The organism is Aquabacterium sp. A3 (assembly GCF_038069945.1).
GTDB lineage: Bacteria > Pseudomonadota > Gammaproteobacteria > Burkholderiales > Burkholderiaceae_C > Aquabacterium.
This window is the reverse complement of the sequence record NZ_JBBPEV010000001.1, coordinates 239,617-260,025: the sequence shown is the minus strand read 5'-3', so window position 1 is coordinate 260,025 and position 20,409 is coordinate 239,617. Positions and strand designations below refer to the sequence as shown.

At 64.3% G+C, this 20,409-nt stretch carries 20 protein-coding genes; 5 read left to right on the top strand and 15 right to left on the bottom strand.

Annotated elements, in window-relative coordinates:
- Window positions 1-145: 145 nt before the first annotated feature.
- The 3 genes from dnaX to recR all read left to right on the top strand — a co-directional run bounded on the left by dnaX (window position 146) and on the right by recR (window position 3,014).
- Window positions 146-2,014: a DNA polymerase III subunit gamma/tau gene (gene dnaX, locus WNB94_RS01105; protein ID WP_341387806.1), complete on the top strand. Its 1,869-nt coding sequence runs from the start codon at window positions 146-148 to the stop codon at window positions 2,012-2,014.
- 79 nt (window positions 2,015-2,093) lie between these two features.
- A complete protein-coding gene (locus WNB94_RS01100) occupies window positions 2,094-2,420 on the top strand; it encodes a YbaB/EbfC family nucleoid-associated protein (protein ID WP_341387805.1) in 327 nt (108 codons plus the stop codon).
- A 6-nt stretch (window positions 2,421-2,426) separates the two neighbouring features.
- Window positions 2,427-3,014 (top strand): recombination mediator RecR, encoded by a 588-nt coding sequence (gene recR / locus WNB94_RS01095; protein ID WP_341387803.1) that lies wholly within the window; start codon window positions 2,427-2,429, stop codon window positions 3,012-3,014.
- A 20-nt stretch (window positions 3,015-3,034) separates the two neighbouring features.
- Here the strand turns inward: recR and WNB94_RS01090 are convergent, their stop codons facing one another.
- Both WNB94_RS01090 and gloB read right to left on the bottom strand, forming a co-directional pair.
- Window positions 3,035-4,699 carry a transglycosylase SLT domain-containing protein gene (locus WNB94_RS01090; protein WP_341387802.1) on the bottom strand — a complete coding sequence of 555 codons (1,665 nt, stop codon included), beginning with the start codon at window positions 4,697-4,699 and terminating at the stop codon, window positions 3,035-3,037.
- A complete protein-coding gene (gene gloB / locus WNB94_RS01085) occupies window positions 4,699-5,478 on the bottom strand; it encodes a hydroxyacylglutathione hydrolase (RefSeq protein WP_341387797.1) in 780 nt (259 codons plus the stop codon). Before gloB ends, WNB94_RS01090 begins: the two co-directional genes overlap by 1 nt.
- On the opposite strand from gloB, the gene WNB94_RS01080 reads away from it, so the two are divergent.
- Window positions 5,477-6,307 carry a class I SAM-dependent methyltransferase gene (locus tag WNB94_RS01080; protein ID WP_341387796.1) on the top strand — a complete coding sequence of 277 codons (831 nt, stop codon included), beginning with the start codon at window positions 5,477-5,479 and terminating at the stop codon, window positions 6,305-6,307. The two genes, gloB and WNB94_RS01080, sit on opposite strands and share 2 nt — an antisense overlap.
- Window positions 6,304-6,753: a ribonuclease HI gene (gene rnhA, locus WNB94_RS01075; protein ID WP_445819009.1), complete on the top strand. Its 450-nt coding sequence runs from the start codon at window positions 6,304-6,306 to the stop codon at window positions 6,751-6,753. The genes WNB94_RS01080 and rnhA overlap by 4 nt, the downstream gene beginning before the upstream one ends.
- A 24-nt stretch (window positions 6,754-6,777) precedes the next feature.
- Here the strand turns inward: rnhA and WNB94_RS01070 are convergent, their stop codons facing one another.
- The 13 genes from WNB94_RS01070 to WNB94_RS01010 form a co-directional block, all read right to left on the bottom strand.
- Window positions 6,778-7,323 (bottom strand): GNAT family N-acetyltransferase, encoded by a 546-nt coding sequence (locus WNB94_RS01070; RefSeq protein WP_341387794.1) that lies wholly within the window; start codon window positions 7,321-7,323, stop codon window positions 6,778-6,780.
- Entirely contained in the window at window positions 7,310-7,945 is a 636-nt protein-coding gene (mobA, locus tag WNB94_RS01065) for a molybdenum cofactor guanylyltransferase MobA (RefSeq protein WP_341387793.1), read from the bottom strand. The genes WNB94_RS01070 and mobA overlap by 14 nt, the downstream gene beginning before the upstream one ends.
- Window positions 7,938-9,008, bottom strand: a complete 1,071-nt coding sequence (gene moaA, locus WNB94_RS01060; protein WP_341387791.1) for a GTP 3',8-cyclase MoaA — start codon at window positions 9,006-9,008, stop codon at window positions 7,938-7,940. The genes mobA and moaA overlap by 8 nt, the downstream gene beginning before the upstream one ends.
- Before the next feature lie 170 nt (window positions 9,009-9,178).
- The gene (locus WNB94_RS01055) at window positions 9,179-9,982 is read right to left on the bottom strand and encodes a C40 family peptidase (RefSeq protein WP_341387790.1); all 804 of its coding nucleotides are present in this window, start codon (window positions 9,980-9,982) and stop codon (window positions 9,179-9,181) included.
- 73 nt (window positions 9,983-10,055) lie between these two features.
- Window positions 10,056-10,478 carry an organic hydroperoxide resistance protein gene (locus tag WNB94_RS01050; RefSeq protein WP_341387788.1) on the bottom strand — a complete coding sequence of 141 codons (423 nt, stop codon included), beginning with the start codon at window positions 10,476-10,478 and terminating at the stop codon, window positions 10,056-10,058.
- Between the two features lie 129 nt (window positions 10,479-10,607).
- On the bottom strand, window positions 10,608-12,575 hold the full coding sequence (locus WNB94_RS01045) for an ABC-F family ATP-binding cassette domain-containing protein (protein WP_341387786.1): 1,968 nt from the start codon (window positions 12,573-12,575) through the stop codon (window positions 10,608-10,610).
- A 22-nt stretch (window positions 12,576-12,597) separates the two neighbouring features.
- Window positions 12,598-13,479 carry a 50S ribosomal protein L3 N(5)-glutamine methyltransferase gene (gene prmB, locus WNB94_RS01040; protein WP_341387784.1) on the bottom strand — a complete coding sequence of 294 codons (882 nt, stop codon included), beginning with the start codon at window positions 13,477-13,479 and terminating at the stop codon, window positions 12,598-12,600.
- Window positions 13,476-14,624: a succinyl-diaminopimelate desuccinylase gene (dapE, locus tag WNB94_RS01035; RefSeq protein ID WP_341387783.1), complete on the bottom strand. Its 1,149-nt coding sequence runs from the start codon at window positions 14,622-14,624 to the stop codon at window positions 13,476-13,478. Before dapE ends, prmB begins: the two co-directional genes overlap by 4 nt.
- A gap of 18 nt (window positions 14,625-14,642) precedes the next feature.
- Complete coding sequence (locus WNB94_RS01030) at window positions 14,643-15,821, bottom strand: PilT/PilU family type 4a pilus ATPase (protein ID WP_341387781.1); 1,179 nt, start codon at window positions 15,819-15,821, stop codon at window positions 14,643-14,645.
- A 60-nt stretch (window positions 15,822-15,881) separates the two neighbouring features.
- Window positions 15,882-16,706 carry a 2,3,4,5-tetrahydropyridine-2,6-dicarboxylate N-succinyltransferase gene (gene dapD / locus WNB94_RS01025; protein WP_341387779.1) on the bottom strand — a complete coding sequence of 275 codons (825 nt, stop codon included), beginning with the start codon at window positions 16,704-16,706 and terminating at the stop codon, window positions 15,882-15,884.
- Between the two features lie 42 nt (window positions 16,707-16,748).
- Window positions 16,749-17,975, bottom strand: a complete 1,227-nt coding sequence (dapC, locus tag WNB94_RS01020; RefSeq protein ID WP_341387778.1) for a succinyldiaminopimelate transaminase — start codon at window positions 17,973-17,975, stop codon at window positions 16,749-16,751.
- A gap of 51 nt (window positions 17,976-18,026) precedes the next feature.
- Window positions 18,027-19,298: a GGDEF domain-containing protein gene (locus WNB94_RS01015; RefSeq protein WP_341387776.1), complete on the bottom strand. Its 1,272-nt coding sequence runs from the start codon at window positions 19,296-19,298 to the stop codon at window positions 18,027-18,029.
- Window positions 19,217-20,392 (bottom strand): GGDEF domain-containing protein, encoded by a 1,176-nt coding sequence (locus WNB94_RS01010; RefSeq protein WP_341387775.1) that lies wholly within the window; start codon window positions 20,390-20,392, stop codon window positions 19,217-19,219. The genes WNB94_RS01015 and WNB94_RS01010 overlap by 82 nt, the downstream gene beginning before the upstream one ends.
- Between the last annotated feature and the right edge of the window lie 17 nt (window positions 20,393-20,409).

Genomic DNA, 20,409 nt, shown 5'->3' with positions numbered 1-20,409 from the left:
ATGAAATTGTAGGTGGCGGTGTCAACCAGATGTGGGGGACCCCCGAAGTCAGGGGTCAGTTCATGACGTCTGTGGCCTGCGTTGCGCGTCATGAATCGATTCGCGCCATCGATTCTCGGGCTTGCTCCACCCCTAGAATCAGGCAATGACGTCCACCGTTCTCGCTCGCAAGTACCGGCCCCATGGTTTTGATGCCATGGTGGGCCAGGAACATGTTGTCCAGGCGCTGCGCAATGCCTTGTTGCAAGGGCGTTTGCACCATGCCTATCTGTTCACCGGAACCCGTGGCGTGGGCAAGACCACGGTCTCGCGCATCCTGGCCAAAGCGCTGAACTGTGTGGGGCCGGATGGCCAAGGCGGCATCACTGCCGAGCCCTGCGGGCAGTGCCAGGCCTGTCGCGACATTGATGCAGGACGGTTCGTCGACTACGTTGAACTGGACGCGGCATCGAACCGCGGTGTGGACGAGATTTCCCAGTTGCTGGAGCAGGCGGTCTACAAGCCTGTGGCGGGCCGCTTCAAGGTCTACATGATCGATGAAGTGCACATGCTGTCGACCACGGCCTTCAATGCGATGCTCAAGACGCTGGAAGAGCCACCCGACTACCTGAAGTTCGTGTTGGCGACCACCGACCCGCAGAAAGTGCCGGTCACGGTTCTGTCGCGCTGTCTGCAGTTCAACTTGCGCCCCATGCCTGCCGAGACCGTGCAGGCCCACCTGTCCAAGGTGCTGGGGGCCGAGGGCATCGAATTTGATGCCGCCTCTTTGCGCCTGCTGGGGCGTGCAGCCAGGGGCTCCATGCGAGATGCCTTGTCGCTGACCGATCAGGCCATTGCCTTTGGCAGCGGCCGCTTGCAAGAATCGGGTGTGCGCCAGATGCTGGGGGCCGTAGACCATCAACATGTGATCAGGCTGTTACAGGCGGTGGTCCGTGGTGATGGTGCGGCCCTGGTAGACCAGGTGCACGGCCTGCAACGTGAAGGTGTGTCGGCGGCCAGCACCCTGGAAGAGCTGGCCTCGGCGTTGCAGCGCATGGCCGTGCGGCAACTGGCGCCGGGAGCCCATGTGGACGAAGACGGCGACGCCAATCAGTGGCAGGAACTGGCCCTGGCGCTGGCGCCAGATGAAACGCAGCTGTTCTACAGCCTGTGTTTGCAAGCCAGGGCCGAAATGGCCTGGGCTCCTGATGAGCATGGGGCCCTGTTGATGACCTTGTTGCGGATGCTGGCATTCAAGCCGGGCACTGCAGTGGCCCTGGGCACGATGGAGACCCCACCGCCCCCAAAAGCGGCGGGCTCGGGCAGGGCATCGGCCCAGCCTGAGCCCAGCAGCCCGGCGCATCGCGCAGAACGCAGCCTGGAGGCTGTCGTGCCACCCGCGCCACCCGCACCGCCGGTGCCGCCGGTGCCGCAGGTGCCGCAGGTGTCACCTGACCGGCCTGCGCAGCGTGCAACACCGAGCCCGGTGGCCGACGAGTCCGAGCCTCCTCCTTGGGTGGATGCCGAAGAACTGGCGGCCCAGGAGATGGACACCGCGCCGGTGGTTCGTGAGCCCCAACCGCCATCGGCCCCAGAGGCCGTGGCTCAGCCACCGCTGCCGGTGCTGGCGGCCGATCCAGTGCGTGACGCCTGGACGGCCTTGGTGACGCAGATGGTGGACGAAGGGCTGATCTCTGCCCTGCTCAGGGAGACGGCCATGCAGTCGGAGTGCGTGGGGCGGCGACAGGACGGTCAGGTCAGTCACTGGACCTTGCGCGTCGCCCGTGACAGCCTGTGCACCGAAGCGCACCGCGAGCGCCTGGAGAAGGCGATGGCGCAGTGTCTCCATGCCCCCGTGTGCCTGGTGCTGGACAAGGGTGCCACCAACGATACCCCCGCCGTGCGCGAGCAACTGGCCCGAGCACGGCGACAGCAACAGGCGCAGGCCTTGATCCAGTCAGATCCGTGGGTGGTGGATGCCCTGCGGCGCTACCCGGGGGCGCGTCTGGTGCCCGACTCCATTCGCCCGCTTTGAGGTGCGGGTGTGTCAGGTGTGGGTGTGGCCGCCGCGCCGTTCGTTGGACAATGTTGGTTTGTGATTGAAAGGAATCCCGATGCTCAAAGGACAATTGGCCGGCCTGATGAAACAGGCCCAGCAGATGCAAGACAACCTGAAGAAGGCCCAGGATGAGCTGGCCTCGGTTGAGGTTGAAGGTCAATCTGGCGCTGGCCTGGTCAAGGTGGTCATGACGTGCAAGAACGATGTCAAGCGCGTGACGATCGACCCGTCGCTGCTGGCTGATGACAAGGACATGCTGGAAGACCTGGTTGCTGCCGCCTTCAATGACGCCGTTCGCCGTGCCGAGGCCACTTCGCAAGAGCGCATGTCCAAGCTGACGGCCGGCATGCCCTTGCCGCCCGGCATGAAGTTTCCGTTCTGACGATCGATGCACGACTCATCGCTGGACGCGCTGATCGAGGCCTTGCGCTGTCTGCCCGGCGTTGGCCAGAAGTCGGCCCAGCGCATGGCTTATCACCTGCTTCAACACGATCGGCAGGCAGGTTTGCGCCTGGCTGAAGCCCTGGCGTCGGCCATGAGCGATGTACGGCATTGCGAACGCTGCCATACGTTCAGCAGCGAACCCTTGTGTCTGATTTGCCAGGACGACACGCGTGAGCAAGACCAGCTTTGCGTGGTGGAGACGCCGGCCGACCTCGCGGCGCTGGAGCGCACTGGCAGCTACCGAGGGCAGTACTTTGTGCTGCTGGGGCGCCTGAGCCCACTGGATGGCCGCGGCGTGCGCGACATCGGGTGGTCCAAGCTGCTGCAGCGGGTGGACGACACCGCCGTGCGAGAAGTCATCTTGGCCACCAGCTTCACCGCCGAGGGTGACATGACGGCCCTGGCACTCACTGAGGCCTTGCAGGCCCGAGGCTTGAAGGTCACGCGTCTGGCGCGCGGCGTGCCCGTGGGCAGCGAGCTGGAATACGTGGACCTCAGCACCATCGCACACGCCATGCTCGACAGGCGCTGAGAGCGCCTGCGATGGGGGGCTCAGCGTGCGCTGGCCACCCTGACCTTGGATTGTTTGCCGCTCTTTCGAGCCATCTTCGTTGACGACTTGGCGCTGCGTGAGCTCTTGGCCACCTTGCGAACCTTGCCAGACTCGGCAGCCAGGTTTCGCTTGCTGACGGGCAGGTACAGCACCACGCGATGACCCTTGGCAAAGCTGGCTCTGGTGCCCACCTTGTTCCACTGCGCCACCTGGCTGGCCGGCACGCCATAGCGTCGGGCGATGGACTTCACGCTGTCCTTGGCTCGGGCGCGCACAACGCGGCGCTTGGTGCTCGGGCCGTCAGGCGCCAGCGCGATCATGGCCGAATCGGCCAGGCGCTCCGAGACGTCGCGATCGTGCTCTTTACCGCGCGGCACCAGCAGCGTCGAGCCGGCCTTGACCAGCATCCGCGGGGGAATGCGGTTGACCTCGCGCAGTTCACGCTCACTCATGCCCACCTGCTTGGCCGCATCGGCCGGGCGCATGGTGCGCCTAACCTGCCATGCTGTCCAGCTGGCCAGCGGGCCCTGGTGTGTGCGCAGGTTTTTGGAGAACAGGCTCGCGTTTTCGTAGGGCAGCAGGATCTGCGGGGTGCCGGCAGCCAGGATGACGGGCTTGTTCATCGACGGGTTCAATGCCCGGAAGTCGTTCATCGACAGACCAGCCAGCTCGGCCGCCAGGGCCACATCGATGTCTCGTTCGATGGGCACACTGAGAAAGTAGGGGTGGTTCTCGATGGGGGCCAGGGTCACCTGATGAGACTCTGGCGAAGCCACCAGGCGCCTGACGGCATGCAGCTTGGGCACATAGTGCCTGGTTTCTGCAGGCATGTTCAAGCTGAGGTAGTCGGTTGGCAAGCCTTGTTGCGCGTTGCGGCGGATGGCGCGCTGGACGTTGCCTTCGCCCCAGTTGTAGGCCGCCAGCGCCAGGTGCCAGTCGCCAAACATGCGGTGCAGTCGCTGCAGATAAGACAGGGCGGCATCGGTGGATGCCAGGACATCCCGTCGATCGTCTCTGAAGAGGTTCTGGCGCAAGTCAAAGTGCTTGCCGGTGGCGGGCATGAACTGCCAGATGCCGGATGCGCGCGCTGACGACAGCGCCTGTGGATTGAACGCGCTTTCAATGAAAGGCAGCAAGGCGAGCTCGGCCGGCAGGCCGCGACGCTCGACCTCTTCCACGATGTGATAGAGGTAGCGGTTGGCCCGCTGGGTCATGCGGGTCACGTATTCAGGCCGGGCGGCGTACCACTGCACGTGCTGATCAACCAGTTCAGACTCCAGTTCGGGCAGCTGAAAACCGCCACGAATACGCTGCCAAAGGTCCTCTCGGGCGCGGTCGTCGTCCAGGTTGACCACGCTGCCAGGATTGAGCGGGTCAATGGGGTGGGCCTCGACCACAGGTTCGGCGGGCAGGCTGAGTGACTCACGTGCAATCGCCGCCGGAGGGCTCAATTCCACTTTGAGCCCCAGGGATGACTCTGGCCGGGTGTCAGGCCGCGACAGCACCGCCTTGGCCGTGCTCAAGACGGGCGCTTTGGTCTGGGCCTGTTGGCCTGTGCTGCTGGCAAAGGGGGTGAAGGTGCTGCAGCCGCTCGTCCACACGGACACGACCGCCACGGAGGCACACAGCGCGAGTCGGCGCAGAGACTGGAGATGGAGTGTCATCAAAACTGGTTTTTCCAGGCGCGCAGCGCCACAAAGACATCAGGGGCGGCATCGGTGGCTGCCCCATGGCTGGTGGCCGCCGCCTTCACAGCGGGCACGTCCACGCGCAAAAACGGATTGATGCGCCGCTCCAGCCCCATGGTGCTGGGCAGGGTGGCTTGTCCGTTCGATCGCAGCCATTCGCAGTGCCGAAGATGCCCTTCGACGTCTGGATTGTCAGGTTCGACCGCCTGCGCAAACCGCAGGTTGGCCAGGGTGTATTCGTGTGCGGCGCACACCCGAGTCGCGTCGGGTAACTGCGCCAGCGTCTGCAGGCTCTGGTGCAAGGCTTCGGCGGTGCCGTCAAATACCCTGCCGCAGCCTGCGCTGAACAGTGTATCGCCAACGAACACGATCGGATCAGGGTTGTCTGCACCCAGACCCCGGGGAAGAAAGTAGCTCAGGTGCACCTGCGTGTGACCTGGCGTGCTCAACACGTGGATGGGCATGCCGCGCCATTCAAAAACGTCACCGTCATGATGCGGATGACTGATCTGGGGTACCTTGGGGTCGATGGCGCCGTGGATGGCCACGGTGTCGGGTGACCACGCACTCAGTCCGCCCACATGATCAGCGTGATGGTGTGTCACTAGAATGTCGGTCAGTCGCAGTCCCAGCGCCGCCAGTGTGCGCTGCACGGAGGCGGCATCTCCTGGATCCACCACGAGTGCATCGCATCCGTTGTGGATCAGCCAGACATAGTTGTCCGTGAAGGCGGGTAGAGCAAGCAGTTGATTCATGACCCAGGCAGCCCCCATTATAGAGTTGCACCCCTGGCTGGCGCTGCCGCCTGGGCAGGCGCTGCTGGACTGGGAACAGGCGCAGATGGATCGGCTGGTGGCGGATCTGTTTGGTTTTCACGCGCTTCAATTGGGTTTGCCTGAACTGGATGCGCTGCGCGCCAACCGGATGCCTCACCGATGGATGGCGTTGGACGCCAGTTACGCGGGGTGGGCCCCGGCGCCCGGCATGATGGGCCAGGAATCGGGCGAGGTTCCGCTGGGGTTGCGCTGCGAGTTTGAGGCCTTGCCCTTCCCAAGCCAGTCGCTCGACCTGGTGGTATTGCCTCACGCGCTCGAACTGGCCCACGATCCGCACGACACCCTGCGCGAGGTTGAGCGGGTGCTGATGCCCGAGGGCCGCGTGGTGATCGCGGGCTTCAACCCCGCCTCGCTGTGGGGCCTGAGGCAGCGCATGAGCCACCTTGGTTTGGCTCATCAAGGGGTGTTGCCACAGGGCGACTTCATCGCTTACTGGCGTCTCAGGGACTGGTTGCGTTTGCTGGATCTGGAGGTAGAGTCCGGGTTTTTCGGCTGTTACCGTCCGATGGTGTCCCGTGCGCGCACCTGGGATCGACTGCAGTGGATGGAGCATGCCGGCGATCGCTGGTGGCCTGTCTTTGGGGCCGTGTATTTTGTGGTGGCGGTCAAGCGCACCCGGGCCATGCGACTGGTGGGCAAGGTGCGGCACCGTCGCGCGCAGACCTCGCCCAAGGCGGCGGTGGTGACACAGCGAGGACATTTCAGTCCGTCGGCAGATGCCGCGCGGGCTCAACAAAGGATCAGATGACGGACAAGACGATGCCCGCGGTGGTGATGTACACCGACGGCGCCTGCAAGGGCAACCCGGGGCGCGGTGGATGGGGGGTGTGGATGAGCAGCGGCGCCCACCAGAAAGAAATGTGTGGCGGCGAACCGCAGACCACCAACAACCGCATGGAGTTGACCGCGGTCATCGAGGGGCTGGCTTCGCTCAAGCGCCCCTGCGACATCACCATCTACACCGACAGCGAATACGTGCGCAAGGGCATCACGGAGTGGCTGGCCTCGTGGAAGCGGCGCGGGTGGAAGACCGCCGACAACAAGCCCGTCAAAAACGTCGACTTGTGGCAGCGGCTTGAGACCCTGGCCGCCGCCCACCAGGTCACCTGGCGTTGGGTGAAGGGGCACGCTGGCGACCCCGGTAACGAGCGTGCCGACGCCCTGGCCAATCGGGGAGCCGAGCAGGCACGTTGAGCCCGCAGGGATGGCCCACCGGGCTTACAGCACCAAGACCATGGTCAGTTTGTCAAAGTAGCGACTGCGGCCAGGGCCATCGATCAGCTTGATCGCGTGGGGAACCACGCCACAACCCTGAAAACCTGCACGCTCGTACAGACGAATGGCGGATGGACTCGAGGTGCTCACCCGCAGTGTCAGCACCTCCAGGCCCAACGCCTGCCTGGCTTGAGCCACGGCCGCCTGCACCAACTGGATGCCGATGCCCCGCCCGGTGTGGCTGGGGCGCACCATCATGGAGTTGAGCTCGGCGCTGTGCCTCAATTTTTGCAAGGCCTGGCGCTCCAGGCCCACCATGCCCACCAACTCGGCGCCGCTCCAGGCGCCCAGCAAAAACGTGCCGCCCAAGGTCTCGGTGAGCCCGAGGCGCCCAAGGTAACTCTCGGGGGGGCGGGCCTGCTCACTTTCCAGGTCGGCATCAAAGGCGTCCGGGTAAAGGCGCAGCGCTTCGTCACGAAGCCGTTTGTACGCACTCAGATCGGAAGGGCCGAGCCTGGCGATTCGAACTGACGAGTCAGTCTCGACCATGGGTTGTCTCCGGCGTGTTGATGTTCATGAAAGCCTGCGCTTCGGGAAAGCATACGGCTTGCCAGCGCAGGGATTGCATCCACTGTCCGATTTTCCGTTCGCCTTTCACAAAAGCGGCCTCAGTGTGCGGGCAAACCCGCTTGCTGATCAAGCAGCACAACCAATGTTGACGCCATTCGGAGGGGTTCTCTGACGTCGCGGCCACCACCGCGTCCAGTTGCTGTTGCCGCGCCACCTGCGCCAGCGCTTCCAACAGCTTGTCGGGCAGGGCAGGGGTGTCGCAGGGGTTCAGCCACAGCCAGGGAGTGTCAGCATGCCGGAGCGCGGTGAGCACGCCCGCCATCGGGCCACTTTGGGGCGGCAGATCGGCGTCGTCTGGCAACACACGCCCTGGAAGGGCTGGCCCTGCGGTGGTCGCGCGGTCGAGGATGGACTCGTATTCGGTCTGATGCCTGTTGGCGATGATGTTGACGCTGTGGGCTTGCGCACTCATGTGCCTGGCCACCCATTCCGCCAGCGGGCGCCCTTGATGCATCACCAAGCCTTTGTCGCGCCCCCCCATTCGGCGGCCTTCACCGCCTGCCAGCAGCCAGGCGCTGACGTGGTCCAGTGGATCAGCCACCGATGTAGCTCATTTCAATGCGCGAGCCGGTCGAGCTTGTAGGGGCAGCGGGCGCGTGGTGTGCAGGCACATGCTGGTGTCGAAGCTCGGAGTACCGGTCCTGGCGGGCTCGCCACAATCCGCTCAGGTGTGCAGCCACCGCCTCATCAGGAAGCGCCTGCTCACGCACCAGCGCCCGCAGATCGTATCCCCGGTGTGCAAACAGGCAGGTGTAAAGCATGCCCTCTGTGGACAGGCGCAGGCGCGTGCAATCACCACAGAACGCCTGAGTGACGCTGGCAATGAATCCCAGCTCGCCGTGACCATCGGCAAAGCGCCAGCGCAGGGCGGTGGCAGCCGGGTCGTGTCGGTCCAACGGCTCCAGGGGGTGGGCCTGGTGGATCAGGGCATGGATGTCTTGCCAGCTCAGCACCTCTCGCAGGTTCCAGCCGTTGGTCTGACCCACATCCATGTACTCGATGAAGCGCAGTGTCACTGGCCGGTGCCGAAAGTAGCGGACCATGGGCAGGATCTGGTCGTCATTGCGCCCTTTTTGCACCACCATGTTCACTTTGACCGGGCCCAGGCCGGCGTCCATGGCGGCGTCGATGCCGCGCAGGACCTGTTTGACGTCGACATCGGTGTCCGCCATGGCCTGAAAGCGTGCGGGATCCAGCGCATCCAGGCTGACAGTCACCCGGTGCAAGCCCGCCTCACGCAGGCGATCGGCCATGCGCTCCAGCAACACACCGTTGGTGGTCATGGCCAGTTCGACGGGGGCACCCTCCGGCGTGCGCAGCGTGGCCAGCTCGCGAATCAGCGTGTCGAGACCGCGACGCAAGAGTGGCTCACCGCCAGTCAGGCGTATCTTGGTGACCCCCAGCTTGACGAAGATGCCCGCGACCCGCCGAATTTCTTCAAATGTGAGCAAGGACCGTTGCGGCAAAAAGGCGTGGTCGTGCCCAAACGCTTCGCGCGGCATGCAGTAACCACACCTGAAGTTGCACCGATCGGTCACGGAAATGCGCAGATCGCGCAGCGGGCGCCCGAGCCGGTCGTGCAACGGGCCGCTCAGGGGCGGCATGGCTGGCTCGGGCCATGGGGTTCGCGCCACCACGGTCGAACCAACGCCGTCGGGCAGAACCGGGACGACGCGAGCGGAGGTGACGCGGGAAGGCGATGCGGACGAAGAACTCACGTGCAGATTGTGACGTGAATCGTGGTCATTGCGCTGAGGAAGGTCTCAGGAGGGTCTCAGGGGGTGGGCGCCGTGGCGTCCCGCTGCGACAGGGTGTCGGGCGTGGCGCGTCGGGCGCCATCAAATCGTTGGCGCCAATAATTCAAGCGCATGTCTTCGATGCGAACCTTGGCACCAGACCTGGGCGCATGAATGAATTTGTCGTCACCGATGTAGATGCCGACGTGGGAGAACGTGCGACGCAAGGTGTTGAAAAACACCAGGTCACCGGGTTTGAGATCGTGACGGGCCACCGGCACCAGGCCGGGGGCGTGCGCCTGCTCACTGGCTCGACGAGGCAGGATCAGTCCCAGGCTGTTTTCGAACACGTGGCGTGTGAAGCCGCTGCAATCAAAGCCTTCTTCGGCGCTGTTGCCCCCCAGGCGGTACGGCACCCCCAGAAACTCCATGGCGGCGATGACCATGTCCGCGGCCAGGTCAGACGCCCGGTCTTTCACCTGGCCGGCCAGCGACGTGGCCTGGGCTGGAGGTGGCATCAGGCCTCGGTCTACCAGCAACCGCAAGACCGGGTCTTCGCTGGGCTGGGGCGGGGCGGGCGGCGTGGTTGCAGCGGTCTTGGCCGGGGTGGGCACCCAGTCGGCCCCTTCAAGCAGCGCTTGAGGCGATGGGCGCGATGTGGACGCCACCGGCGTGGCCACCCCCTGCGGTGCGGCGACCGTTGGCTCGGCGCTGGCATGCGAAGCGCACACCATCAGCACCACACCCAGACACCCAACCCACCTGGGTTGAGGGTGATCGCATGACGGTGTTCCGGGCGTGTTGGGCGTGTTGGACGCCGCGCGCTGCTGAACCGATCGCATGGCCGGCAGATTAAGCGGTCATGCGGTCAGAGTCAACCTTGGAAATCCCTTTTTTATCAGGGACTTGCGTCATTCAGCGGATGTTGAGTGTGACGTCGATGTTGCCACGGGTGGCGTTCGAGTAGGGGCAGACCTGATGCGCTGCATCGACCAGGGCCTGCGCGGCATCGCGGGCCATGCCGGGCAGCGAGATGTTCAGCGTGACCTGGATGCCAAATCCGCCGGGGATCGGGCCAATGCCGACTTCCGATTCGATGGAGGTGCCGGCAGGCAGCAGTTTCTTGTCTTGTGCGGCCACAAAGCCCATGGCACCCAGGAAGCACGCGGCATAACCTGCAGCGAAGAGCTGCTCAGGGTTGGTGCCCTGTCCGTTGCCGCCCATTTCTGTGGGCCTGGCCAGGGCGACATCCAGCTTCTTGTCGGACGAGACAGCCCGGCCATCGCGACCTCCGGTGGCGGTGGCATGGGCGGTGTAGACCACTTGTTGCAATGTCATCTTGAGCTCCGTTGGTGAGTGGTCGATCAGTTTGCACGCAATCGAATGGCCCGTGTTGTGACCGAGGGATCCGGATGTGCTACGGGTTTGGCTGTCTGCAGGCGCCGATCAAGCCGGTCGCGCCGACGTTCAGGCCAGGCGGTCCAGCTCGTCGGTCAGTTCCAGCCAACGGGTCTCCAGAGCCTCCTCGGCCTCCTGCAAGGCCTTGAGGCGCTTGCCAAGTTCTGCCCGCTCGGAAGGGGGGACATCGAGCAGCCCCAGTCGCTCGTTGATGCCGCTGGCTTCGGCCTGCGCGGCAGCCATCCGCTCTTCGACCACTTTGAGTTCGGCCTTCAGTGGTTTGGCCTGCTCGGCCAGGCGTTGTCGGGCTTGAGCGGCCGCCTTGCGATCTTCTCGACGCGCAGCCGGTGCATCGCCGGGCGTGACCTGCACGGATCCGGTGGCGGAGGGTTGGCGCTGCAATTTGGCGGCCAAGGCCACATCACGCGCCTGTTCCTGCAGCCATCGTTGGTAGTCGTCCAGGTCGCCGTCAAAGGTGCTCACGCCACCGCGGGTGACCAGCCAGAACTCGTCGCACACTTCGCGCAGCAAGGCGCGATCGTGGCTGACCAGCATCACCGTGCCTTCGAATTCGTTCAGTGCAATGCTGAGCGCTTCGCGGGTGGTGAGATCCAGGTGGTTGGTGGGCTCATCGAGCAGCAGCAAGTTGGGGCGCTGCCACACCACCAAGGCCAGCACCAGGCGGGCTTTTTCGCCACCACTGAACTGCCCCACGGGCTGCGCAACCATGTCGCCCGTGAAGCGGAAGCGGCCCAGAAAATCGCGAAGCTCTTGTTCACGGGCGTGGGGCGAGACCTCTTTGGCCAAGCGCAGCATGTGGGCCAATGGCCCTTCATCAGACCGCAGCACATCCAGCTCTTGCTGTGCAAAGTAGCCAATGCTCAGGCCCTTGCCCTCGGTGACCGCCCCTGCGATGGCCGGCAGCATGTGCGCCAGTGTTTTCACCAGCGTGGATTTGCCTTGGCCATTGGCGCCCAGGATGCCGATGCGCTGCCCGGGCAGCACCGAGCGGTTGACGCCGCGCACGATGGTGGTGGGCTCGGCTCCATCGGAGCCCAGGTAGCCGCAGTGCAGGTCTTTCATCACCAGCATGGGGTTGGGCAGGCTGGCAGGCTCGGGGAAGCTGAATTCGAAGTCGCTGGCCGTGAGCACAGGCGCGAGCTTTTCCATGCGCTCCAGGGCCTTGACACGGCTTTGCGCCTGACGGGCCTTGGTGGCTTTGGCCTTGAACCGGTCGATGAACTTCTGCAGGTGGGCGATGCGGTCTTGCTGCTTGTCGTAGGCGGCCTGGTGTTGGCTCATGCGTTCGGCGCGCATGGCCTCGAAGGCCGTGTAGCCGCCGGTGTACCGTGTGAGCTTGCCTTCATCCAGGTGCAGCGTGACCTTGGTGATGGCATCGAGGAACTCTCGGTCGTGGCTGATGATGATCAACGTACCCTCATAGCGCTGCAGCCAGCTCTCCAGCCAGACCAGGGCGTCCAAGTCCAGGTGGTTGGTGGGTTCGTCGAGCAGCAGCAGCTGCGCAGGGCACATCAGCGCACGGGCGAGTTGAAGGCGCATGCGCCAGCCACCCGAGAAACTGTTGACCGGGGCGGTGGTCTGTTCAAGCTGGAAGCCCAGGCCCAGCATCAGGGCTTGAGCGCGCGCGGGGGCGTCAAAGTCGCCGGCATCGGCCAGGGCCATGTGGGCTTCGGCGATGGCGTGGCCGTCGTTGGCGGCCTCGGCCTGCGCCAAGGCCTGGCGGGCGGCCATCAGGCGGGTGTCGCCTTGCAGCACGAACTCGGTGGCGGGCTCGTCGGTCTCAGGCATGTTCTGCGCGACCTCGGCCATGCCGCCCGGCTGCAACCAGCTCGGCGGAATCTCGACGTCGCCAGCGTCGGGGTGCAGGCGGCCAGCCAACAGCGAGAACAGCGAGGATTTGCCCGCGCCATTGCGGCCGATCAGGCCCACCTTCTCGCCGGGGTGCAGGGTGGCGCTGGCGCCGTCGAGCACGGGCTTCGTGCCCCGCAGCAGGGAAACGTTTTTAAGTTGGATCATGGGGTGCTTTGCAGGCGGACGGTCAATCTGCCAGCAGCAAGGCGTCGCGGGTGATGAGCAGCAATGGGTCATCGCCCGCTGACGTGGGGAGCCAGATCACGGCCAGATCGGGGAAGGCGCGCTCGAAGTTCGGGCGCTCGTTGCCGATCTCCAGCACCAGCACGGCGTCTTCGCTCATGTAGCGATCGGGATGCGCGCGCAGCGAGGCGAACAGGGCGCGCGTGAAGTCCATGCCGTCATCGCCCGACGCCAGGGCCATCTCGGGCTCGGCGCGGTACTCGGCTGGCAGCTTCGACATCGAGTCGGCATTGACGTAGGGCGGGTTGCACAAGATCAGGTCGTAAGGGCCGTTGACGCTGCTCAGCCCATCGCTTTGAAGCAGGGTGATGCGGTCTTGCAGGCCGTGCTGATCGACGTTGATGCGGGCCACGGCCAGCGCGTCGGGGCTGAGGTCTGCGCCATCAACGATGACATCAGGGTAGGCCATGGCCGCGAGCACGGCCAGGCTGCCATTGCCCGTGCACAAATCGAGCACGCGGCGGGTGTGCTCGCCAAGCCAGGCGTCGATGCTGCCATCGGCCAGCACCTCGGCGATGAAGGAGCGCGGCACGATGGCACGCTCGTCCACGTAGAAGGGCACGCCTTGCAGCCAGGCCTGCTGGGTGAGGTAGGCCGCGGGCTTGCGGCTGGCGATGCGTTCGTCGATCAGGGCTTGGGCCTGCTCCAGCTCGCCGGTGCTGACAGCACGTTGCTCGTGTTCGTCGAGGGCATCAATGGGCAGGCCCAGGCGCCACATCACCAGCCAGGCGGCTTCATCAAAGGCATTGGTGGTGCCGTGGCCGTAGCCGACCTGTGCGGCATCCAGGCGCGCTGCGGCCTGCTCGATCAGTTCGATGAGGGTCACGCCAGCAGCCTTTCCAGGGTGCCGAGGTAGATGTCTTTCAGGGGCTCGATGTCGGCGACACGCACGTGCTCGTCGATCTTGTGGATGCTGGCGTTCACCGGGCCGAACTCGACCACCTGCGGGCAGATCTGGGCGATGAATCGCCCGTCGGACGTGCCGCCCGTGGTGGACAACTCGGTGGTGACACCCGTGACCTGCTGAATGGCCGCCGAAATGGCGTCGACCAGCGGGCCCTTGCGGGTCAGGAAAGGGCGGCCGCCCAGCGTCCAGTCGATGTGGAAGTCCAGGCCATGCTGGCGCAGCACGCCTTCAAGCCGCTGCTGCAGCGATTCGGGCGTGGACTCGGTCGAGAAGCGGAAGTTGAAGTCGACCACCACCTCACCCGGGATGACGTTGTTGGCGCCCGTGCCCGCGTGGATGTTGGAGCACTGCCAGGTGGTGGGTGGGAAGTGGTCGTTGCCCTGGTCCCAGGTGATGGTGACCAGCTCTGCCAAGGCGGGCGCGAGCAGGTGGATGGGGTTTTGGGCCAGGTGCGGGTAGGCGATGTGGCCCTGCACGCCCTTGACACGCAACTTGCCTGATAACGAGCCGCGCCGGCCGTTCTTGATCATGTCGCCCACTTGTTTGACCGAGGTGGGCTCGCCCACGATGCAGGCGTCCAGGCGCTGGCCTTGCTGCTGCAACCACTCGCACACCTTGACGGTGCCGTCAACAGACGGACCTTCTTCGTCGCTGGTGATGAGATAGGCGATGCTGCCGGCGTGATCGGGATGGCGGGCCACAAAGGCCTCGGTGGCCACGACCATGGCCGCCAGCGAGGTTTTCATGTCGGCGGCGCCGCGCCCATAGAGCAGGCCATCGCGGTGGGTAGGCACGAAGGGCGGAGAGGTCCATTGATCGAGCGGGCCGGTGGGCACGACGTCGGTGTGGCCAGCGAAGGCCAGCACCGGTGCTGCGGCGTCGCGGCCGCGCTTGATGGCCCACAGGTTGGTCACTGGTGCCGTGGAGGGCCCAAAGACCAGCGTGTGGCATTCAAAGCCCAGGGGTTTGAGTCGATCAATCAGCATGGCCTGACAACCCGCGTCTGCGGGCGTGACAGACGACTGGGCCATCAAAGCCTCTGTGAGGCGCAAGGTGTCGGTCATGTACGTTGGCGTGTGCAATCAGCGGCCAAAGCCACCTTGGTCTTGTGGGTTCACATCCAGCGTGATGTCGGTGAATGAGGGGCCATCTTCAACCTCCTCCGTCTTGGCGAGCAGCTTGGATCGGGTGCCACTGTCGTTTTGCATGCGCCACATCAGGTTCGTGGGCGAGTCGGCGTTGACCAGGCCTTCGTCGCGCGACACCAAGCCTTCGGTGATCAGGCGGGCGATGTCGGCCTCGTAAGTTTGAGAGCCTTCGGCCAGGGACTTCTCCATGGCTTCCTTGATGCCGTTGAAGTCGCCCTTTTCAATCAACTCGGACACCAGTTGGGTGTTGAGCAGCACTTCCACGGCCGGGATTCGGCCTCCGGTGACGGACTTGAGCAGGCGTTGAGACACGATGGCCTTCAGTCCGGAGGCCAGATCGCTCAGCAATGCCGGACGGGCTTCAGGGGTGTAGAACGACAGGATCCGACCCAGCGCGTGGTAGCTGTTGTTGGCGTGCAGCGTGGACAGCACCAGGTGTCCCGACAAGGCGTACGACAGGGCGGCCGTCATCGTCTCGCGGTCGCGGATTTCGCCAATCAGAATGCAGTCGGGGGCCTGGCGCAGCGCGTTTTTCAGGCCCACTTGGAGGCTTTGCGTATCGCGCCCCACCTCACGCTGGTTGACGATGGACTTCTTGTTGGAGAACAGGAATTCCAGCGGGTCCTCGATGGTGAGGATGTGGCCCGTCATGCGCTGGTTGCGGTGCTCCAGCATCGCCGCCAGGGTGGTGCTTTTACCGGCGCCGGTGGCACCCACCACCAGGATCAGTCCCCGCTTTTGAAGAATCAGGTCGCTCAGGACCGGGGGCACATTGAGCGTCTCCAGCGGAGGGATGTCAGACGGGATGTACCGAAACACCGCAGCCACCGAGCCGCGTTGCTTGAAGGCGCTGAGACGGTAAATGCCCGTGCCAGGGATGGTGATGCCCAGATTGAGTTCGCCGGTGTCGTCCAGCTCTTCCATCTGCGTGGGGGTGACCATCTCCGACAGCAACTGACGCGGTTGTGAGGGCGTCAGCGGCTGATCGGTCAGGGCCAGGATCTGCCCGCTGATCTTGATGAGGATGGGCGTGCGCGCCGAGAGGAACACGTCCGAGGCCTTTTTCTCGGCCATGAGGCGCAGGATGCGCTCCAGGTTACCGCCACCGCTCATCAAGAATCTCCCGGTTCAGGGTTGGGGACACGTCGCTGGCTTGCGCCTGTGCGTGGGCACTCAGGCGCCGCGCAGCAGGTCGTTGATGCTGGTCTTGGAGCGCGTCTGGGCATCCACGCGCTTGACGATCACGGCGCAGTACAGCGAGTACTTGCCATCGGCCGAGGGCAGGTTGCCCGACACCACCACCGACCCTGCCGGGATGCGGCCATACGACACCTCGCCCGTGGCGCGGTCATAGATCTTGGTGGACTGGCCGATGTACACGCCCATGGAGATGACCGAGTTTTCTTCGACGATCACGCCTTCCACGACCTCGGAGCGCGCACCAATGAAGCAGTTGTCTTCGATGATGGTGGGGTTGGCCTGCAGGGGTTCCAGCACGCCGCCGATGCCCACACCACCCGAGAGGTGAACATTCTTGCCGATCTGGGCGCACGAACCCACGGTGGCCCAGGTGTCGACCATGGTGCCTTCGTCCACGTAGGCGCCAATGTTCACATAAGAAGGCATCAGGATCACATTGCGGGCCTGGAACGAACCGCGGCGCGCCACGGCCGGCGGCACCACGCGCACCCCGGTGTCTGCCAGTTGAGCGGCGCTCATGCCGGCGTACTTGGTGGGCACCTTGTCGTAGAACTGCAGAGGGCCGTCACCCATGGGCACGTTGTCGTTGAGGCGAAAGCTCAGCAGCACGGCCTTCTTGACCCACTGGTGGGTTTCCCACTGGCCGTTGATCTTCTCGGCCACGCGCAGCTTGCCCGTGTCCAGCGCATCGATGATGTGGTTGACGGCGTCACGCACTTCGGCGGGGGCACTGGCGGCAGACAGGCTGGTGCGCTGTTCCCAGGCGTTGTCGATGATGGTTTGCAGAGCTTGGGTCATGGTGTTCTCTTGATCAATGAAAGGGTAGGGCGGCCTGAATGCTCACGCACGCTCGGTGATGAACTGGCGGATGCGTTCGGCAGCCTCAATGCATTCGTCCACGCCAGCCACCAGGGCCATGCGGACGCGACCAGCACCCGGGTTCCACCCCTGCGCCTCTCGGGCGAGGTAACTGCCGGGCAAGACAGTGACATTGTATTGAGCCAACAACTCGCGGGCGAACCATTCGTCGCTGCCTCCACCCAAGTTTTCCGGCACCTGGGCCCAGAGGTAAAAGCCTGCGTCGGGCAAACCAACGTTCATCACAGCAGACAGGATGGGCGTGACGCGTTCGAACTTCTCGCGGTACAAGCGGCGGTTTTCGACCACGTGGTCTTCGTCGTTCCAGGCCGCGATGCTGGCCTGTTGCACGGCCGGGCTCATGGCGCTGCCGTGATAGGTGCGGTAGAGCAAAAAGTCCTTGAGGATGGCGGCATCGCCCATCACGAAGCCCGAGCGCAGGCCGGGCACGTTGGACCGCTTGGACAGGCTGGTCAGCGCGATCAGGTTTCGGAAATCATGCCGACCCAGTTGTGCCGCAGCTTGCAGGCCGCCCAGGGGGGCGGCGTCGGGCCCCTCGCGGAAGTAAATCTCGCTGTAGCACTCGTCCGACGCGATGACGAAGCCATGGCGGTCGCTCAAGTCGAACAGTCGCTGCCATTCGCTCAGGGGCATCACGGCACCCGTGGGGTTGCCAGGCGAGCACACAAACAGCAGTTGGGTGGTGGCCCACACCGATTCGGGGATGCTGGACCAATCAGCGGCAAAGTTGCGCGCCGGGTCGGAGTTGGCGAACACGATGCGCGCGCCCGCCAGCAGGGCAGCACCCTCGTAGATCTGATAAAAGGGATTGGGGCTGACCACGGCGGGTCCTCCCGCCTCGGCATGCTGGTGGGGGTCGATGACCGACTGCGCCAGCGAAAACAAGGCCTCTCGCGAGCCGTTGACCGGCAGGATCTGGGTGTTGGCATCCAGCGTCAGGCCGTAACGGCGCTGCACCCAGGCTGCGCAGGCTTTGCGCAAAGCGGGGTCACCGGCCGTGGCGGGGTAACTGGCCAGACCGTCCAGCGCGTCGGTCAGCGCTTGTTTGATGAACACTGGCGTGGGGTGCTTGGGTTCACCGATGCCCAGGCTGATGGCCGGATACGCAGCGTTGGGCTGGACGCCAGCCAGCAGTTTTTTCAGCCGCTCGAAGGGGTACGGCTGCAGACGTGTCAACAGTGGATTCATCCTGCAATTATCGCCCTGCGACGCCATCTCACACGGCCAAATCCCTCCGGATCATCCGGGGGCGCGAACCAGGGTGATGGCGTCGGTTTGTGGGGGCAAGGCCAATTCGCTGCGGTTTCTGCCGCCCTGTTTGGCCGCATACAGCGCCTGATCGGCCCGCTCCAGTGTGCGGTGCAGGGGCATCGGCACATCATGGACGGCGATGCCGGCAGAAAAGGTCAAGCGCAGGTCAGGCACGCTGAGGCTGATCGTGCAGGTTTTCAAGGATTCACGCAGCCGCTCCACCGCCACGCCAGCTTTGTGCGCGTGGGTGGCTGGCAACAGGAACAAGAACTCTTCACCACCCCAGCGGCTCAGGCAGTCGGTCTCTCGCAACACCAGTTGGGCCGCCGAAGCAAACGACTGGAGCACCTGATCACCCACCTTGTGCCCATGGGTGTCATTGATCCGCTTGAAGTGGTCCAGATCGATCAACACCACGGTGAAGGCCTCACCATAGCGCTCGAACCGCTTGACGCAGTGTTCCAGCCGGTCTTGCATGTGGCGTCGGTTGTGCAGTCCGGTCAATCCGTCTCGGATGGCCAACTGCTCGACCTGTTCCAGGGCTTCTCGCAGGGCGCGGCGCTGCTCGGCCACCCGGTTGCGCCACGAAGAAATCTGATAGGCCGAGTAGATCAAGGCCGGCAAGGTGCCCATCATCAGCTCAAACCTCAACAGCTCCAGCACCGGAGGGTAGTACACCGGATCCCATTGGGCCAGCACGCCCATCGTGATGCCGATCACCAGCATGGCCGCCACGCCCATGATCACAGATTGGCGTGGTGTGTGGGTGTACATGCCAAACACCATCACCAGGGCCACCAGCACCAACACGATGCCTCGATCTGCAGGGCCGACGGCTGTGTAGGCGTAGGCGATGGCCATCAATGCGAAGATGGTCTGGGGCATCATCAGCGTGGGGTCTTTCAGCCGCTTGCTTCGGCCACTGCGCACCAAGCCGTAAAAAACCCCGTAGGCGGGCAGGGTGGTCCACAGCAGCACCAAGGGCGCCTCGGCACGCATCACCCCGATGTCGGCGGCCTGGAAGGCGGCCGAGCAGCACACGACATACATCAGCGCGCACAAGAGAATGGCTGCGGTGCGCGCACGGGTGGCCCGGTCTGGCCCGAACACGAACGTGGTCAGGCGCCCCATGGCGTCGACGATGGGGTCAGACTGATTGCGTTGCCACCGTCTGGCGCTCATGCGGGGCTCCCCTGCATCGTCGTCGTCATCGGCGTCGTCGAGTTCGCCCCAGACATGGGCTCCTGGCAGATCAAGCATCGGTTCCGCCCCTGATGTTTGGCTTGGTACAAGGCCCGATCTGCCCGCTCAATCCATTGGTCCATGGTTTCGCCTGAGCGCGCTTGGGCAATGCCCGCCGAGAAGGTCACACGCAGGTCGGCGTGCGCAGGAATGCGCGTCTGCTGAAGCGCCTGTCTCAGGCGGTCCATGGCCGACAAGGTTTCTTCAGCGTTCACGCGCGGCAGCAGACATAAAAACTCCTCGCCGCCCCAACGCGCCATGCGGTCAACCTCGCGCAGGTTCACCTCGGTGATCCGCGCAAATGTCTTGAGCACTTCATCGCCAACGTGGTGGCCATGTTGATCGTTGATGAGTTTGAAGTGGTCCAGGTCAATCAGGGCCAGGGTCACGGTGTGGCCCTGACGCTCCATGAGCTTCAATTCAGCCTCCAGGGCGTCGATCATCACGCGCCGGTTCATGAGTCCGGTGAGCATGTCCTGGGTGGCCATCTGACGCAGCGTGGTCACGGTGGTCGACAACTCTTTGGCTTGATCACCAATGCGAATGCGGATGTCACTGACCCACTTGGCGATGAGCGACAGCGTCAGCAGCGTGGCGCCACCCACCACAAAGTGCGTGAGGCCTTTTTGCCAGGGGTATTGCTGCACGTCGTACATGCTCAGCCCCACCACGGCTGCCAAAAAGATGGCCACGGTGTACAAGCCCAGGCCCAGCACCTGGACGGGTTGAAGCCTGAACATGGAAATCACGATGGCTTGCGCGATCAGGATCAGAACATCGCCGCGGGTGTCACCCATCATCGTGTAGGCGCCCACGCACATGGTGATGGACAGCACCGCGTGCGGCAAGGTGAGCACGGGGTCAGGCAAGGACTGCGTCAGACCACTGCGAACCAGGGCGTAAAACACCAGGAACATGCCACAGGAGGCGACGCTCAAGGTCTTGGCAAAGCCGGTGTCCAGCACCCCCAGGTTGGTGGCATGCCACACCACCCCGAGGCAGACCAGGTACAGCTGCAGGGTGACCAGCACGAACAGCACGTGCCGCCTCACACGGGGTGGGCGTCCCAGGATCAGGTCGCTCAATGGCACAAGCCAGTCAGGTGTTTGCATGGGTGTTTGTGGCGCTT

Bases quoted from the DNA above. Each gene is read 5' to 3' on its own strand.
- dapC (WP_341387778.1), bottom strand. From the start codon at position 17,975: ATGAATCCACTGTTGACACGTCTGCAGCCGTACCCCTTCGAGCGGCTG.
- recR (WP_341387803.1), top strand. From the start codon at position 2,427: ATGCACGACTCATCGCTGGACGCGCTGATCGAGGCCTTGCGCTGTCTG.
- WNB94_RS01015 (WP_341387776.1), bottom strand. From the start codon at position 19,298: ATGCTTGATCTGCCAGGAGCCCATGTCTGGGGCGAACTCGACGACGCC.
- moaA (WP_341387791.1), bottom strand. From the start codon at position 9,008: ATGCCGCCCCTGAGCGGCCCGTTGCACGACCGGCTCGGGCGCCCGCTG.
- dnaX (WP_341387806.1), top strand. From the start codon at position 146: ATGACGTCCACCGTTCTCGCTCGCAAGTACCGGCCCCATGGTTTTGAT.
- dapE (WP_341387783.1), bottom strand. From the start codon at position 14,624: ATGACCGACACCTTGCGCCTCACAGAGGCTTTGATGGCCCAGTCGTCT.
- WNB94_RS01045 (WP_341387786.1), bottom strand. From the start codon at position 12,575: ATGATCCAACTTAAAAACGTTTCCCTGCTGCGGGGCACGAAGCCCGTG.
- WNB94_RS01080 (WP_341387796.1), top strand. From the start codon at position 5,477: ATGACCCAGGCAGCCCCCATTATAGAGTTGCACCCCTGGCTGGCGCTG.
- WNB94_RS01010 (WP_341387775.1), bottom strand. From the start codon at position 20,392: ATGCAAACACCTGACTGGCTTGTGCCATTGAGCGACCTGATCCTGGGA.
- WNB94_RS01100 (WP_341387805.1), top strand. From the start codon at position 2,094: ATGCTCAAAGGACAATTGGCCGGCCTGATGAAACAGGCCCAGCAGATG.
- gloB (WP_341387797.1), bottom strand. From the start codon at position 5,478: ATGAATCAACTGCTTGCTCTACCCGCCTTCACGGACAACTATGTCTGG.
- WNB94_RS01050 (WP_341387788.1), bottom strand. From the start codon at position 10,478: ATGACATTGCAACAAGTGGTCTACACCGCCCATGCCACCGCCACCGGA.
- WNB94_RS01030 (WP_341387781.1), bottom strand. From the start codon at position 15,821: ATGAGCGGTGGCGGTAACCTGGAGCGCATCCTGCGCCTCATGGCCGAG.
- WNB94_RS01055 (WP_341387790.1), bottom strand. From the start codon at position 9,982: ATGCGATCGGTTCAGCAGCGCGCGGCGTCCAACACGCCCAACACGCCC.
- rnhA (WP_445819009.1), top strand. From the start codon at position 6,304: ATGACGGACAAGACGATGCCCGCGGTGGTGATGTACACCGACGGCGCC.
- dapD (WP_341387779.1), bottom strand. From the start codon at position 16,706: ATGACCCAAGCTCTGCAAACCATCATCGACAACGCCTGGGAACAGCGC.
- WNB94_RS01070 (WP_341387794.1), bottom strand. From the start codon at position 7,323: ATGGTCGAGACTGACTCGTCAGTTCGAATCGCCAGGCTCGGCCCTTCC.
- WNB94_RS01090 (WP_341387802.1), bottom strand. From the start codon at position 4,699: ATGACACTCCATCTCCAGTCTCTGCGCCGACTCGCGCTGTGTGCCTCC.